The 13,862-nt window shown below is 67.1% G+C and carries 14 protein-coding genes and 2 tRNA genes; 7 read left to right on the forward strand and 9 right to left on the reverse strand.

The genetic code is table 11. The features are described 5' to 3' along the window. Positions 1–69: 69 nt before the first annotated feature. Positions 70–546, reverse strand: coding sequence for an Lrp/AsnC family transcriptional regulator (locus ACFSXZ_RS18085; protein WP_378266188.1), 477 nt, complete (start codon positions 544–546; stop codon positions 70–72). 221 nt (positions 547–767) lie between these two features. Here ACFSXZ_RS18085 and ACFSXZ_RS18090 point away from each other — a divergent pair, with 221 nt between their 5' ends. Continuing rightward, on the forward strand, positions 768–1,775 hold the full coding sequence (locus ACFSXZ_RS18090) for a beta-ketoacyl-ACP synthase III (RefSeq protein WP_378266189.1): 1,008 nt from the start codon (positions 768–770) through the stop codon (positions 1,773–1,775). 16 nt (positions 1,776–1,791) lie between these two features. On the opposite strand, the gene ku is transcribed toward ACFSXZ_RS18090, so the two are convergent. The 5 genes from ku to hisC all read right to left on the reverse strand — a co-directional run bounded on the left by ku (position 1,792) and on the right by hisC (position 6,334). After that, a complete protein-coding gene (gene ku / locus ACFSXZ_RS18095; protein ID WP_378266190.1) occupies positions 1,792–2,763 on the reverse strand; it encodes a non-homologous end joining protein Ku in 972 nt (323 codons plus the stop codon). Positions 2,764–2,814: 51 nt separating this feature from the next. Next, positions 2,815–3,759: a non-homologous end-joining DNA ligase gene (ligD, locus tag ACFSXZ_RS18100; RefSeq protein ID WP_378266510.1), complete on the reverse strand. Its 945-nt coding sequence runs from the start codon at positions 3,757–3,759 to the stop codon at positions 2,815–2,817. Between the two features lie 82 nt (positions 3,760–3,841). After that, the gene (locus tag ACFSXZ_RS18105) at positions 3,842–4,645 is read right to left on the reverse strand and encodes a SigB/SigF/SigG family RNA polymerase sigma factor (protein WP_378266191.1); all 804 of its coding nucleotides are present in this window, start codon (positions 4,643–4,645) and stop codon (positions 3,842–3,844) included. Next, positions 4,642–5,094 (reverse strand): ATP-binding protein, encoded by a 453-nt coding sequence (locus tag ACFSXZ_RS18110; RefSeq protein WP_378266192.1) that lies wholly within the window; start codon positions 5,092–5,094, stop codon positions 4,642–4,644. Before ACFSXZ_RS18110 ends, ACFSXZ_RS18105 begins: the two co-directional genes overlap by 4 nt. 175 nt (positions 5,095–5,269) lie before the next feature. Further along, entirely contained in the window at positions 5,270–6,334 is a 1,065-nt protein-coding gene (gene hisC / locus ACFSXZ_RS18115) for a histidinol-phosphate transaminase (protein WP_378266193.1), read from the reverse strand. Between the two features lie 101 nt (positions 6,335–6,435). On the opposite strand from hisC, the gene ACFSXZ_RS18120 reads away from it, so the two are divergent. The 5 genes from ACFSXZ_RS18120 to ACFSXZ_RS18140 all read left to right on the forward strand — a co-directional run bounded on the left by ACFSXZ_RS18120 (position 6,436) and on the right by ACFSXZ_RS18140 (position 11,110). After that, positions 6,436–7,059 (forward strand): dienelactone hydrolase family protein, encoded by a 624-nt coding sequence (locus tag ACFSXZ_RS18120; protein ID WP_378266194.1) that lies wholly within the window; start codon positions 6,436–6,438, stop codon positions 7,057–7,059. Between the two features lie 73 nt (positions 7,060–7,132). Continuing rightward, a complete protein-coding gene (locus ACFSXZ_RS18125) occupies positions 7,133–9,103 on the forward strand; it encodes an acetoacetate--CoA ligase (RefSeq protein ID WP_378266195.1) in 1,971 nt (656 codons plus the stop codon). A 26-nt stretch (positions 9,104–9,129) separates the two neighbouring features. Then, complete coding sequence (locus tag ACFSXZ_RS18130; protein WP_378266196.1) at positions 9,130–10,842, forward strand: phosphatidylglycerol lysyltransferase domain-containing protein; 1,713 nt, start codon at positions 9,130–9,132, stop codon at positions 10,840–10,842. 63 nt (positions 10,843–10,905) lie between these two features. Next, positions 10,906–10,995: transfer RNA gene (locus ACFSXZ_RS18135), tRNA-Ser, on the forward strand. Positions 10,996–11,037: 42 nt separating this feature from the next. Further along, positions 11,038–11,110, forward strand: a tRNA-Arg gene (locus tag ACFSXZ_RS18140). An 8-nt stretch (positions 11,111–11,118) separates the two neighbouring features. Here the strand turns inward: ACFSXZ_RS18140 and ACFSXZ_RS18145 are convergent. Further along, positions 11,119–11,511, reverse strand: a complete 393-nt coding sequence (locus ACFSXZ_RS18145) for a tyrosine-type recombinase/integrase (RefSeq protein WP_378266511.1) — start codon at positions 11,509–11,511, stop codon at positions 11,119–11,121. On the opposite strand from ACFSXZ_RS18145, the gene ACFSXZ_RS18150 reads away from it, so the two are divergent. Further along, complete coding sequence (locus ACFSXZ_RS18150; RefSeq protein ID WP_378266197.1) at positions 11,414–11,917, forward strand: hypothetical protein; 504 nt, start codon at positions 11,414–11,416, stop codon at positions 11,915–11,917. The genes ACFSXZ_RS18145 and ACFSXZ_RS18150 overlap by 98 nt on opposite strands. Before the next feature lie 61 nt (positions 11,918–11,978). On the opposite strand, the gene ACFSXZ_RS18155 is transcribed toward ACFSXZ_RS18150, so the two are convergent. Next, positions 11,979–12,848 carry a hypothetical protein gene (locus tag ACFSXZ_RS18155; protein WP_378266198.1) on the reverse strand — a complete coding sequence of 290 codons (870 nt, stop codon included), beginning with the start codon at positions 12,846–12,848 and terminating at the stop codon, positions 11,979–11,981. After that, positions 12,845–13,858, reverse strand: coding sequence for a GNAT family N-acetyltransferase (locus tag ACFSXZ_RS18160; protein ID WP_378266199.1), 1,014 nt, complete (start codon positions 13,856–13,858; stop codon positions 12,845–12,847). Before ACFSXZ_RS18160 ends, ACFSXZ_RS18155 begins: the two co-directional genes overlap by 4 nt. Positions 13,859–13,862 lie beyond the last annotated feature (4 nt).

Here is a 13,862-nt window from a genome sequence, read left to right on the forward strand (position 1 = left end):
ATGATGCGCGCCGTCGAACTTTCACGCGATCCGGTGTATATGCGCGCAATCTGTAACAGCGGTGCGCAGTCAGCCGCTGTCCAAGGGGAGCGCGAGCCCGACCTTGACCCGATCCATCACGACGCTGGTGGTGAAATGCCGGACTTCCCCGTTCTGGAAGAACATCCGCCGGGTGAACGCGTCGAACTCGCTCATTCCGCGGCACTGGACGACAAGGATGAAGTCGGCCGCCCCCGTTACGTAGTAGCACTGTTGCACTGCGGAGTCGCCCAGTGCCTGCTTGCGGAAGGTGTCGAGCACGTCGAGCTGCTCGCGCTCCATCTCCACGGCGACGACGAACGTCATGGCGATGCCCACCGCCTTCGGATCGAGCACGGCCACTTCGCGCGCGATCACGCCGGCGGAGCGCAACCGCTTGATCCGGCGCTGGACCGCGGCGGCGGACAGACCGACCTGCGCGCCGATCGTTTCGGCGATGGTGCGTGAGTCTTCTTGGAGTCTTCGGAGAATCGCGTGGTCCAGATCGTCCAGGTCAACGGCAGGCACCTTCGCATAGTAACCAAGAACGGTCACGCTCCGTGCGAAAAAGGGAAGGTGTGTGCGGCCTCCATAAGGTCCAGACCGGGCCGCGGCGTGATGCACGAGCGTTTGCACGAGCGAGTACGGCCAGGCGCTGTGCTCCGCGGCCCAGTACGCGGGAGCCCTGTGATTAGTGAGCTGGAACACAACCGACCGGTCTACCCAGGGGTAGGCCATACAAGTGGTTTATGACGAAGGGGCGGTCCGCGGTCCTCGCCGGGCTCGGTGCCTGGTTGCCGCCGCGGGTGGTGGACAACGACGAGCTCGCACAACGACTGAACACTTCCGACGCATGGATTCGTACCCGGACCGGGATCCGGACGAGGCATATCGCGGGCCCCGAAACGTCCACAGTGGACATGGCGGTTCGCGCCGGGGGAAATGCGTTACGCAGCGCCGGTTCCGACATCGTGGACGCGCTCGTGCTGGCCACGGCCACGCCCGACCACCTGTGCCCGGCGAGCGCGCCGCAGGTGGCGGCCGGTCTCGGGTTGAGCGGGATCGCCGCCCTCGACGTCAACGCGGTGTGCAGTGGATTCATCTACGCACTCGCCACCGCCGCCGGGCTGATCGCGGGCGGGATAGCCGGCAAGGTGCTGGTCATCGGTGCCGACACGTTCAGCAGGATGTGCGACCCCGACGACCGCACCACGGTGCCGATCTTCGGCGATGGCGCGGGTGCCGTCGTGCTGCGAGCCGGGTCCGACGCGGAACCGGGCGCGTTGGGGCCGTTCGACCTGCACAGCGAGGGCGAACACGCCGACCTGCTGATGGTCCCCGCCGGTGGGGCGAAGCAGCGCACGGCGGAGGAGCATCACGACTATTTCCTCGCCATGCAGGGCACCGCGGTGTTCCGGCATGCCTGCGCGCGGATGAGCGAGTCCGCACGCGCTGTGCTGGACCGTGCCGGAATGACGATCGACGAGGTGGACCGGTTCATCGGTCACCAGGCCAACCTCCGCATCCTCAAGTCGGCGGCGAAGCAGCTCGGCCTGCCGGAGGAACGGCTGGTGGTCGACATCGACCACACCGGGAACACGAGCGCGGCGTCGATTCCGCTGGCGATGGCTCATGCCTGTGAAGACGGAAATCTTCGTCCGGGTCATCGAGTCCTGATGACCGCCTTCGGCGCCGGCCTGACCTGGGGATCGACCGTGCTCACCTGGCCCGAGGTCAAGCCAGGCGGGGAAGAGTAGTCCCTCCCACGACGGGTCAGGACGCGCGGCGGCGACCGGGACCGGCGTCGCGTACGGCCTTTTCCAGCGCGGACCGTGACATCTTGGACCGACCCTTGATGTCGAGTTCGCGGGCCATACGGTCCAGTTCGGCCTTGCTCAGCTCGGAGAGGTCGGGCCCGTTCGAGCGGCGAGAGGATTTCTTGCCGGACTCGGCACGGCGGGATTTCTTGCTGGACTCCACGCTGCGGGCAAGGGCGTCGAACAGGTCGACGACCTTGGTCGGCTCGGCGGGCTCGGTCTCGACGGTCACCTTCCGTCCGGCCTTCTTGTCGTCGATCAGCTTGTGGACCCGCTCGGTGTAGGTGTCGTGGAACTCGTCCGGCCGCCAGTCTTCGCTCATCGAGTCGATCAGGCTGACCGCCATGTCGAGCTCTTTGCCGCGGCTCTTGGCCGGCTCCGGCAGTTTCTTCAGATCACGGGCGGGGTCACGCAGGTCCTCGGCGAAGAGCAGCGTGTCGAGCACCAGAACGCCCTCGGAGGCGCGGACCGCCGCGATGTGTTCCTTGCCGCGCATCACGAACCGCGCGATCCCCGCCTTGTTCGTGCGATCGAGCGCCTGCGTCAGGAGCCCGTAGGCCTGCCCGAACTCCTCTTTTTCCGGCGCCAGCCAGTAACTCCTCTCGAAGAACATCGGGTCGATGTCGTCGAGGTCCACGAAGGCTTCGATGTCGATCGAGCGCGACCGGCCCGGCGCGATCTCGTCCAGCTCGTCCTGCTCGACGAGAACGTATTCGCCGTCACCGAGGTCGTAACCCTTGACGATGTCGGCGAAGTCGACCTCCTTCCCGGTGCGTTCGTTGACCCGCTTGTACCGGATGCGGTCCGAGGTGCCCCGTTCGAACTGCCGGAAGTGCACGGTGTGGTCCTCGGTCGCGCTGTACAGCTCGACGGGCACCGTGACCAGGCCGAAACTGATCGCACCGCGCCAAATCGATCGCACCGCCATGGTGTCTCCTTCGTATACCCCGCCAACCGAAGTCCACAATGGACAATTCGTTCACGGTCGTTCCCGTATCACTTCACGGGCGGGCTTGTCCTCACGGACACCCGTGAAGCGCGGATGTCTGAGGCGGCCGTCACCGGTCCAATCCGAAAACGCCACCTGAACCACGAGTTCCGGATCGACCCACCGCGCCTGGCGGTCCGGCACCGGATCGGTGAACGGAGAACGGCTTCGGGTCATGCCGGCGAGCCTGGCGGACAGCTCCCGCAACGTCGCGTCGTTGTAGCCGGTGCCGACCTTGCCCGCGTAGCGCAGCCCGGTTCCGTCGTGGTAGCCGATCAGCAGCGCTCCAAAGCCGATCCGGGAACCGCCGGGCGGGGTGAAACCGCCGACCACGAACTCCTGGCCCCGCGAGCACTTGAACTTGCGCCAGTCGCCGGACCTGCCGCCGCGGTACGGCGCGTCGGCGCGCTTGGCGATCACGCCCTCCCAGCCTTGCCGGCACGCGTGCGCGAAGAACTCCTGACCGTCACCGTTGCGATGGCCGGAGTAGCGGAGTGGGCTTTCCCATTCGAAGGCCTGGCGCAACAGCCTTTTCCGCTGCCGTAGCGAAAGCGGGCGCGCGTCTCTGCCGTCGAAGGAGAGGAGGTCGAACAGGTAGTAGTACACCCACACCCCGGCCGCCTCGATGCGCTGGGGATCGGTCAGGTGGATCCGTTGCTGCAGCTTGGCGAAGCTGGTGCGGGGTCCGTCGAAGGCGACGATTTCGCCGTCGGCGATGAAGTCGGAGGCACCGTATGCCGCGAGTGCCTCGACGATCTCGGGATAACTTTCGTCGAGCGCCCGGTGGTTCCGTGACCACAGCCTCGGGCGTCCGCCCGAGCGGGAACAGATCACGCGAACGCCGTCCAGCTTGCGTTCGAAGATCCAGTTCTCGTGCGAGAAGGGCCGGTCGGTGAGCGTCGCGAGCATGGGCTCACGCCAGCCGGACTCGGTCACCATGCCCGTCGGCTACCCGCGGGTTCCCTGGTCAAAACGGACGGACCAGGCCCGCGGATACCTTCCGGTGATCGCTTCCGCGCTATTCCTCCTCCTGTTCGGTGAGGCCGTCACGAAGACGCTGGAGGGTGCGCGCCAGCAACCGGGAGACGTGCATCTGGGAGACGCCGATCCGGTCCGCGATCTGTGTCTGCGTCATGTTGTGCACGAACCGCAACCCGAGAATCCGGCGTTCCCGCTCGGGCAGCTCCCGGATCAGGGGCAACAGCGCCTCGTGGTTCTCGACGCCTTCGAGCCCGGAGTCCTCCTCACCGAGCGTGTCGCCCAGCGCGAGGTTCTCGGTCTCCCCGGAGAGCACTTCGTCGAGTGACATCGAGTGATACGCGTTCCCCGCTTCGAGGCCCTCGTACACGTCGTCCTGGCTGATGCCGAGATGTGTGGCGATCTCGCTCGGCGTCGGCGCGCGGCCGAGGCGCTGGGCCAGTTCGGTACTCGCCGCCGAAATCGACAGGTGCAGTTCCTTGAGCCGTCGCGGCACGCGCACGAGCCAGCCGGTGTCCCGGAAGTGACGTCGGACCTCACCCATCACGGTGGGCACCGCGAAGGACAGGAAGTCCGACCCGCGGTCGGCGTCGAACCGGTCGACGGCGTTGATCAGGCCCACGGTGGCGACCTGGACCAGGTCCTCTTTGGCCACCCCGCGGCCGGAAAATCGCTGGGCGATGTGCTCGGCCAGCGGAAGATGCCCGGTCACCAGCTTGTCGCGGACCTCGGACCGCCGCGGATCCCCCGGCGGCAGCTGGGCAAGTTCGTCGAACAGCGGGGCGAGAACCTGATATTCGTTCGACGAGGTGGGCGGTGCGGCTTCGGGCCGGGAGCTCCTCACGCGCCCGCCCCTGGCACCTCCACCACCACCCGCCGCTTGGCGAGTTCGATGTCCAACCGGTGGTGCTGGCCGTTCGAAGAGATGTGGCTGTTGACCATGTCGGTCAGGGTGGTCAGGACCCGCCACCCGAACGACTTCGTGCTCGGCTCCGCCTCGGTCTCCGACTCGACGGTGCCGACGAAACACAGGGAGTCACCCGACATGGTGAATCGGCAGCTCATGGCCGTCCCGGGGAGAGCCCGGGTGATCAAGGTCGAGCACGCCTCGTCGACGGCCAGCCGGAGATCGGCGATGGCATCGAGATCGAAGTCGGCCCGGGTCGCGATAGTCGCCACCACCGACCGCACGATCGGCAGGTTGACCAGGTCGGCGGCGAGCCTCAGCTCGATGTCGCCCGGACTCAGGTCACTACTGCGTGCGTGCTGGTCGGGAGGTTCCCAGTCGGTCACGTTCACCTCACCTACGTTCGGATACAGCCTGCGCACCATAATGCCTCGAACGGAGTACTTTCGCCGTGTTTCAAATGTGACGAAGCACGGGAGTGCGCGTCGTGGCCGGTGAGCGTGAAGTGGTCGTCCGCATACGCTCGGAATACCACGCCGTGATCAGGGCGAAACGTCCGGTTCAGGCGTCCCGGTGCGGAAAAGTGCGGGCCGTCCGCAAAAAGAGGTCGTTCTCCTCGGGTGTACTCACGGTGACACGGACCCCGTCCCCGGCGAAGGCCCGCACCACCACCTTGTCGGCCAGTGTGTGTTCGGCGAACTCGAGGGAGCGATCACCCAGCGGCAGCCAGACGAAGTTCGCCTGGGATTCCGGCACCCGGTAGCCCATCTCGAGCAGTTCCGTACGTACCCGCTCACGCTCCGACGCGGTCGACGCACAACGGGCCAACAGCTCGTCCTCGGCGTCGAGACAGGCCAGGGCGGCCGTCTGCGCGAGCGCGTTCACGCTGAAGGGCACATACACCTTCCGGACCGCGTCGGCGACGGCCTCCGGCGCGGCCAGGTAGCCGACGCGCAGGCCGGCGAGGCCGTAGGCCTTGGAGAAGGTCCTCAGCGTGGCGACGTTTTCCCGCTCGTGCACGAACCGCACGCCGTCCGGGATGTCGGGGTCGGTCACGTACTCGCGGTAGGCCTCGTCGAGCACGACGAGGATTTCCGGCGGTACCGCGTCGAGGAAACGCACCAGTTCCTCACGGCGCACCGCCGTGCCGGTGGGGTTGTTCGGGTTGCACACGAAGATCAACTTGGTGCGGGGCGTGATCGCGGCGAGCATGGCGTCCAGGTCGTGGGTGTAGGCGGCGTCCAGCGGGACACGGACCTGCGTCGCCAGCGCGACGTGCGTGACCACGGGGTAGGCCTCGAACGATCGCCAGGCGAACAGCACCTCGTCACCGGCCGCGCACAAGGCCTGAACGAGTTGCTGGCAAAGGGAAACCGATCCGCAGCCCACGGCGACGCGTTCTGGCGGCAGGCCCAGTTTGGCCGCCAGCCGGTGGGTGAGCGCGGTCACCGCGGTGTCCGGGTAACGGTTCACTTCGGCCGCGGCTTCGGCGATCGCCTTCGCGACGCTGGGCAGCGGTCCGCCGGGCGCCTCGTTGCTCGACAGCTTGATCGCACCGGGCACGCTGCGTCCCGCGACATAGGAGGGGAGCGCGTCGAGGTCGGCGCGGGGCTTGACGGACATCATGTGCTCCTTGTGGGCGAACCGAGGTTGCTGTCACGTTAACCTGCGCGCACTCATGAAGTTCGTGTTGACTTCTGTTCACCCCGAAGTGGTTGAGTAGCGAGATGACGCAGACGCACACCGAACTCTACGAGCGCGAGGCCGGCCGCGCGATCGAACTGACCTACGCCGAACCGGAGACCGTGGTCCGCGGGGGCCTCGTGGTGTTGCACGAGGTCGGGGGAATCACCGACGGCGTGCGACTGCTGATCACGAGCCTGGCGGCCGAGGGATGGCTCGCCGCGGCACCGCGTCTGAGTAGTGCCAGCCCCACCCACGAGGACGTGCTGGCGGCCACCGACGTCACGCTGGCCTGGCTGGTGGAGCGTGGGGTCAAGCCCGACCTGCTCGGCGTGGTCGGCTTCGACCTCGGTGGACTGGCGGCGCTCGTCGTGGCGTCCAACCGTCAGCTCGGTGCCGCGGTCAGCGTCGGTGGAGGGCATGACCTGCCGGAACTGGCGGACATCGCCGCCAAGCTGACGAGCCCCTGGCTCGGCCTCTACGGAGACGGTGGCGACGAACTCGCCGCCACCGAGTTCGAGCGACTCCGGGACGCCGCGGCGAGTTCCGGCGTGGTCACGAACGTAGTGCGCTATCCGGGGGCCAACCATCGCTTCGACGCCGACCCCGCGGCTGCCGTCGAGGCGTGGCAACGAACGCTGAGCTGGTTCGACGCTCATCTGCGCTGACCTCCGCTGTGACCCGTGCCTCCGCCTTCCGTCAGCCTCTGGAAATGGGTGTTTCGCGGGTTAAAGTCATCCGGTGACCAAAGCCGCTGACACCCCGGAACTTCTGTGGCAGCCCTCCTCCGACGACGTCGCCGCCAGCCGGATCCAGGCCTTCCGCGACTGGCTCGGCAGTGAGAAGGGCGTCCACACGGCCGACTATGACGAGTTATGGCGTTTCTCGGTGACCCAGCCGGGCGAGTTCTGGGGGGCGGTGGCGGACTTCCTCGGGGTGCGATGGCACGCACGGCCGAGCGAGGTGCTGGCCGACGCGAGCATGCCGGGAGCGCGATGGTTCCCCGGTGGCACCTTGAACTACGCCGAGCACGCGCTTGACGGCAAGGACGCCGGCGAGTCGGCGGTGATCTTCGTCCGCGAGGACGGGCTGCGCATCGAACTCACCTACGGCCAGCTGCGCGAACAGGTCGCGGCGGCACGGGCCGCACTGGCCGAACGCGGGGTCGGCAAGGGCGACCGTGTGGTCGCGCTCGCGCCGAACTGCCCGCAGACCCTCGTCGCGTTCCTCGCGACCGCGAGCCTCGGCGCGATCTGGTCGTCGTGTTCCCCGGACTTCGGGGTGCGGGCGGTGGCCGACCGGTTCAGCCAGATCGAACCGAAGGTCCTCGTGGCGGTCAACGGCTATGTCTACAATGGACGATCATTCGACGTCCGTCCCACGATCACGTTGCTGCGCGAGGAAATCCCGTCGTTGCGGGCAACTCTTCTGGTCGACTACACCGGTGGTGGCATGCTCGACGGCGTCCTCGACTGGGACGCCACGCTCGCCCGGCACGAAGGTGCGGCGATGGAGTTCGAGCCGGTGCCCTTCGACCATCCGCTGTGGGTGCTCTATTCGTCGGGAACCACCGGGCTGCCGAAGGGCATCGTGCAAGGGCACGGCGGCATTGTCGTCGAACATCTGAAGGCGCTCGCCCTGCAGATGGACATCAAGGCAGGCGAGCGGTTCTTCTGGTTCACCACGACCGGCTGGATGATGTGGAACTTTCTCATCGGCGGTTTGCTGGTGGGCGCCACGATCGTGCTGTTCGACGGCAGTCCCGGCCATCCTGACCTGGACGTGTTGTGGGGGATCGCCGAGCGGGAGCGGATCAGGTACTTCGGGACCTCCGCGCCGTACATCCAAAGCTGTCTCAAGGCGCACCTCGAACCGGCGAAGAACCATGACCTGTCGGCGTTGCGGGCCATCGGATCGACCGGAGCACCGCTGAGCGTCGAGGGTTTCCGGTGGATCGCCCAGGAAATCGGTGAGAACGTACAGATCTGTTCGGTATCCGGGGGCACCGACCTGTGTGCGGCGTTCGTCGCGTCCGCGCCGGACGTGCCGGTGTGGATCGGGGAGCTGTCGTGCCGGGCGCTGGGGGCGGCGGTGGCCGCCTTCGACGAGGATGGCAACGAAGTCGTCGACGAGGTCGGTGAGCTGGTGATCAAGCAGCCGATGCCGTCGATGCCGGTGTTCTTCTGGCACGACCAGGATGGTTCGAGGCTGCGCGAGGCGTACTTCGACCACTATCCCGGGGTGTGGCGGCACGGCGACTGGATCATGATCACGCGGCGGGGGTCGGCGGTGATCTACGGCCGCAGTGACTCGACGCTGAACCGTGGTGGCGTGCGGATGGGAACCGCGGAGTTCTACCGGGTCGTCGAAGGCTACGACGAGGTGACCGATTCACTGGTGATTGACACGTCCGGTGCCGGGAACACCGAGGGGGAGCTACTGTGCTTCCTCGTCCTGGCGAAGGGGGTGACGCTGGCGGACGTGGAGCCGCGCCTGCGGCGTGACCTGCGCGGGGCGTTGTCGCCACGACACGTGCCGGACCGTTTCATCGAGGTGGCTGAAGTGCCGCGCACGTTGAACGGTAAGAAGTGCGAAGTGCCGGTGAAGAAGATCCTGGGTGGAACCGCCCCCGAACGCGCGGTCAGCCGGGATGCGCTGGCCAACCCGGACGCGCTGCGTCCGTTTGTCGAGCTGGCGTCGGGGAGGAGATAGGGGGATATCGGTTGGCGGGGAGGACGTTGACCGGGGACGAACGCCTACCGGCCGTGTGGCGGGTGGCGGGCGGGGTTTCGGTGACGGGGATCACCTGGGTGACCAGGCTCGTCGGGTTGATCGCCGTGCTTTCGGTGGTGTTGCCGGTCGGGCGCCGGGGGATGCACGGGAAAGTCGCCCAATGGCTTGAACTGCCTCAGGACGCCACCACGGCCGCGGCGACCGTCGCGCTGGTCACCGGGGTGCTGTTGATGCTGCTGGCCTCGGGGCTGCGCCGGCGTAAACGCCGCGCGTGGCAGTTGACGCTGTGCGCCTGCGTGCTCCTGGCGATGGCGCACTTCGGTTTGCGGCATGCCCTGGGCGCCGGGCTGGTCTCGGTCGCGCTCGCGGTGGCGTTGGTGATGAACCGACGGCACTTCATCGCGTTGCCGGATCCGGTGACCGGAAGGTGGCGTGCCGCGGCGGTGTTCGTCCAGCTCGCCTTCGCGGGACTGATCATCAACTTCGGGCTCCTGACCTTCGCCTCGCCGCGCCTGGCCGACCGGCTCGGCTTCCGGGACCGGCTGGCCGAAGCGGCACTGGCACTCGTCGGCATCAGTGGTCCCGAGGTGTTCCACGTGACGTGGCTCGACGACCTCGTGGCCAGCGTCGGCCTGCTGTTCGGCTTGGGCGCAGTCCTGCTCGCCGCGTACTTCCTGCTGCGCTCGGCCGAACCCGCGCCGCAGCTGTCCGAAACGGAGAAGTCTCGGCTGCGGGACCTCCTGTCCGACCACGGCGACCGCGACTCGATCGGGTATTTCGCGTTGCGGGACGACAAGTTCGTGGTCTTCTCGAAGACCGGTAAGGCCGCCGTGACCTACCGGGTGATCGCGGGCGCGGCGGTAGCCTCGGGTGATCCGTTGGGTGACAGCGAGGCATGGCCCGGCGCGATCGACGAATTCTTCGACGTGTGCCGGCGATACGGCTGGGTGCCCGCCGTGATGGGCTGCTCGGAACTCGGCGGGACGGTGTGGGCGCGGTACGGTCTCGACGTCCTGGAAATCGGTGACGAAGCGGTCGTCGACACGAAAGACTTCACTCTCGAAGGCCGCGTGATGCGGGGCGTCCGGCAGGCCGTGGCCAGGACCAAACGTGCCGGTTACGAGGTCCGCGTGAGACGCGCGGAGGAACTCGACAAGGACGAACTCGCCGAGTTGGAGGCGCTCGCGGCCAACTGGCGCGGCAGCGACACCGAACGAGGCTTCTCGATGGCGTTGGGCCGCATGGGCGACCCAGGCTCGATTCTCGTCACCGTCGAGCATCAGGGGCGGATCCGGGGCCTGCTGCAGTTCGTCCCGTGGGGCGAGCACGGACTGTCGCTGGACGTCATGCGCCGCGACCGCACGGCCGACAACGGCATCAACGAACTCATGATCTCCGAACTGCTCATCGAGGCCAGAGAGCGCGGCGTGAAGCACGTCTCCCTCAACTTCGCGGCCTTCCGCAAGCTGCTGGAACAGGGCCGGCGCCTCGGTGCCGGTCCGGTGGCGCGGTCCTCGGCGAAGATGCTCCACTGGCTCTCCCGGTGGATCCAGATCGAGACGCTGTACCGGTTCAACGCGAAGTTCCAGCCCCGGTGGCAACCCCGGTACCTGGCCTTCCCCGGCGTCCGCGAACTGCCTCGCGTCGGCGTCGCGGTCTTCGAAGCAGAGGGGCTCGGCGGCCGTTCCCGCTGGTTGTTGCGCATGCTGCGCCGATGAGGGGGTCCTTTGCCGGGGCGTCGGAGAGCTGTGTAGTCTATGCAGGCAGTGGTCGTTGATCCGGGAGGCTTCGCCTAGTCTGGTCTATGGCGCCGCACTGCTAATGCGGTTGGGGGTAACCCCCCCTCCCGGGTTCAAATCCCGGAGCCTCCGCTCAGCGCCGGTTCGCCGCGTGCTAAGTTGATAACTGAACAAGCGCCCGTAGCTCAACGGATAGAGCATCTGACTACGGATCAGAAGGTTAGGGGTTCGAATCCCTTCGGGCGCGCTTCCATCTCAGATTCCCGGCATTGGACTGACCTGCGGAAACAGGTCGCGTGAGTGCCACTCTTCGACGTTACAGTCGATCACCTCCGCCGCTCGGAACGGGCTCAGTGTAGCCAAAGTTGTCCGAAAGTTGCCCCGGCCGTCTTGGGCGTGTCTTCGGGGGATCAGCGCCGCGAGTGATCCGGCGGCCTCGGCGAGAAGTTCGTTCAGCACCGATGTGTAGATGTCCGAGGTTGTGCTTCGGGTGCTGTGGCCGAACATGCGCTGGACCACTTTGATGTCTGTACCGATGGCGAGCAGCATCGTGGCCGCGGTGTGGCGGCAGTCGTGCAGCCGGATCGGTGGTAGGCCCGCGGCCGCGATGTGTTGGGCGAAGCGCTCGCCGATCCAGGACGGCCGCAGCGGCGAGCCCGTCGGGCCGGGTGAACACCTTGCCGGAGTTGATCCACATCCCGCCGACCTCGACCTTGCGGCGTTGGTGCTGGACCAGCAGTGCGGGTTCTCCGCGGTCCAGTTTCACGGGCCGCTTGGAATCCGCCTTGGGCGCTTTCTCTTCGTAGCCGTTGGTCTCGGTTCGCTGGATGATGATGTTGATCTGGGAGTGCGCAAGCTGGGTTTCGGTCCAGGGCAGGCCGGCGACTTCGCCGCGGCGGGGCCCGTACTTGAGGAGCAGGTGCCACATCGCCTCGTAGTCGGGGTCGTGCTCGGCGACGTGGTCGAAGAAGGTTCCGACGTGCTTGGGCTGCCACACCAGCACTTTCCCGGGTCTCGTCGGCTTTCAACGACGGGCGCCAGGCACGTGCGTTGAAACCCGACGAGGAACTGGCCCGCAAACTCGGGCTCCCGTTGACGGCGGTCACCGAAGCCGCCTACGTCGTCTCTGTGCCTACCTTCGCGCTCCTGCCCGTTCGATGCTGTGCCCAGGATGTTGCGGCTGTTCGCAGGCGCAGCTTCCACGGGCGCGGGTCGGTGGCGGCGATTTGGGTCCAGAGCGCGGCGTTGATGGCTGCGAAGGCGTCGAGGGTTGGTGGTGTCGCGGTGGTCCAGGTCGGGATTGCGGCTGCCCAGTTTTCGGCGTCGGTGGGGGTGTGGCCTTCGGCGATGAGCCAGAGTGCGGTGCAGGCTGTGTCGATCCAGGGTGCGTTGAGGGTGGGCCATGACCAGTCCACGAGGCGTGCGCCGTGGTTGGTGATGAGGATGTTGTGGGGGTTGAGGTCGGTGTGTGACAGGTGGTTTCCGGCGAGCAGGGTCGCATCGGTTCCGGCCTGCTCGCCGGCATCGGCCCACGGGTCTTCGATGCGCCTGCATCCGGTGGGAGGTGGTGTGAGGTCGGTGAGTTGGGCGAGCATGCGCGCGACGGCCGGGAGGTCAGGTGAGTGGGGTGAGAGATCTGCGGGGTGGCCGTCGAGGTGTTCGAAGCCGAGGACGTGCCAGCCGGCGGTGTCGATGTGCCAGTGCAGGCGTGGCGCGATGGGGTGCGCGTGCGGGTTGATGAGGGCTTCCCGGCGTTGTGCGGCGGCGCGTGCGCTGGGCACTCCTTTGGCGAATACCGGGCCCGTGTCGGTGAGCAGGCGTGCGGTGAATGTGGCGTTGAGTCCGGTGGTGATCGTCTCGGCGTGATGGACCGTGCCGGTGTGCGCCTCGATGGCGGCGCGGACGGCGGGAGGCAGGTCATGCCATCCGGTCCGTGGGGTGGCTGGAGTCATCGCCTGGGCGGCGGAGGATCCGGCGGCGCTCATGCGCTGAGGCTGACTGTGTAGCCGAGTGGTCGGAGTCCTTCGGCGAGGAATAGTCGGTCGGACGATCCTCCGGCGCGGGTCTGGAGGAGTTGGTAGTCGGCCTGGTGGCGGATGCTCCAGTGTTCAACGGCCCGCCATAGGGCGCGGCCGTGGCCGTTGCCGCGCTGTTCGGGTAAGACGCCGAAGTACTGCGGCAGCAGCATCCTTCGGTTGTGTCGGTCGTGCATGATCGTCAGTGGTCCGATCGCGCCGATGACGCGCCCGTCGGTGTGGGTGACGAGGATCGGTCCGTCGATGTGGCCGGTGGCGCGTCGTTTGCGTAGGAAGTCGAAGCCGTGCTCGGCCATCGATTGGGCGAACGCGGGAAATGTGGCCGCGAGGTCGGGGTCGCAGTTGTCGAGTTCGGTCACGACAGGTCCGGCGGGGGCCGCGGTGGTCGCTCGGCCGAACTCCTTGAGGAGCACTCGGGTGCGGTCCGTCGCGGTGGGCGGACTGGTGTTGAAGGAGATCACCCGGCCACGGGCAGCGCGGTAGGTGGTGCAGCAACGGCGCGTTGCCGTGCGCAGTGCATCCAGGTCGGGTGAGCGGCCGTAGTACAAGGTCTTGACCATGCCGCCGCCGCGCGGGGTCAGCACGGGGATGATCGTGTGGTCGGGGCGGTGGGTGATCTCGTCGACGAGCACGCTGTCCGCCTTGTCGGGCGACCAGCGGCGGTCCTTGTCGAACGGGAGCGCGGTTCCGGCCTGGCTGGCGGCGAGTACCTCGGTGAACACGTCGATGAACGTCTCCGGGGTGAGCTGGTCGGGGTGGGTCGGCCCGAGGACCGGCACGTAGGGGACGGTCAGCACGACGGTGCCGACCGTGCGGGCGAGTTCAACCAATGCATGGGCGCTGGTTATCCCGGAAAACTGTGTGAACCCGCGGTTGGCCAGCGCGGCACGGAAAGCGGTTTCTCCTTGCGGCGAAAGGACATCAGCGATCTGCGGTGACGGACAGGACGTCGGCATCATCCAC

Source organism: Amycolatopsis pigmentata (genome assembly GCF_042684065.1).
GTDB classification, from domain to species: Bacteria; Actinomycetota; Actinomycetes; order Mycobacteriales; family Pseudonocardiaceae; genus Amycolatopsis_E; species Amycolatopsis_E pigmentata.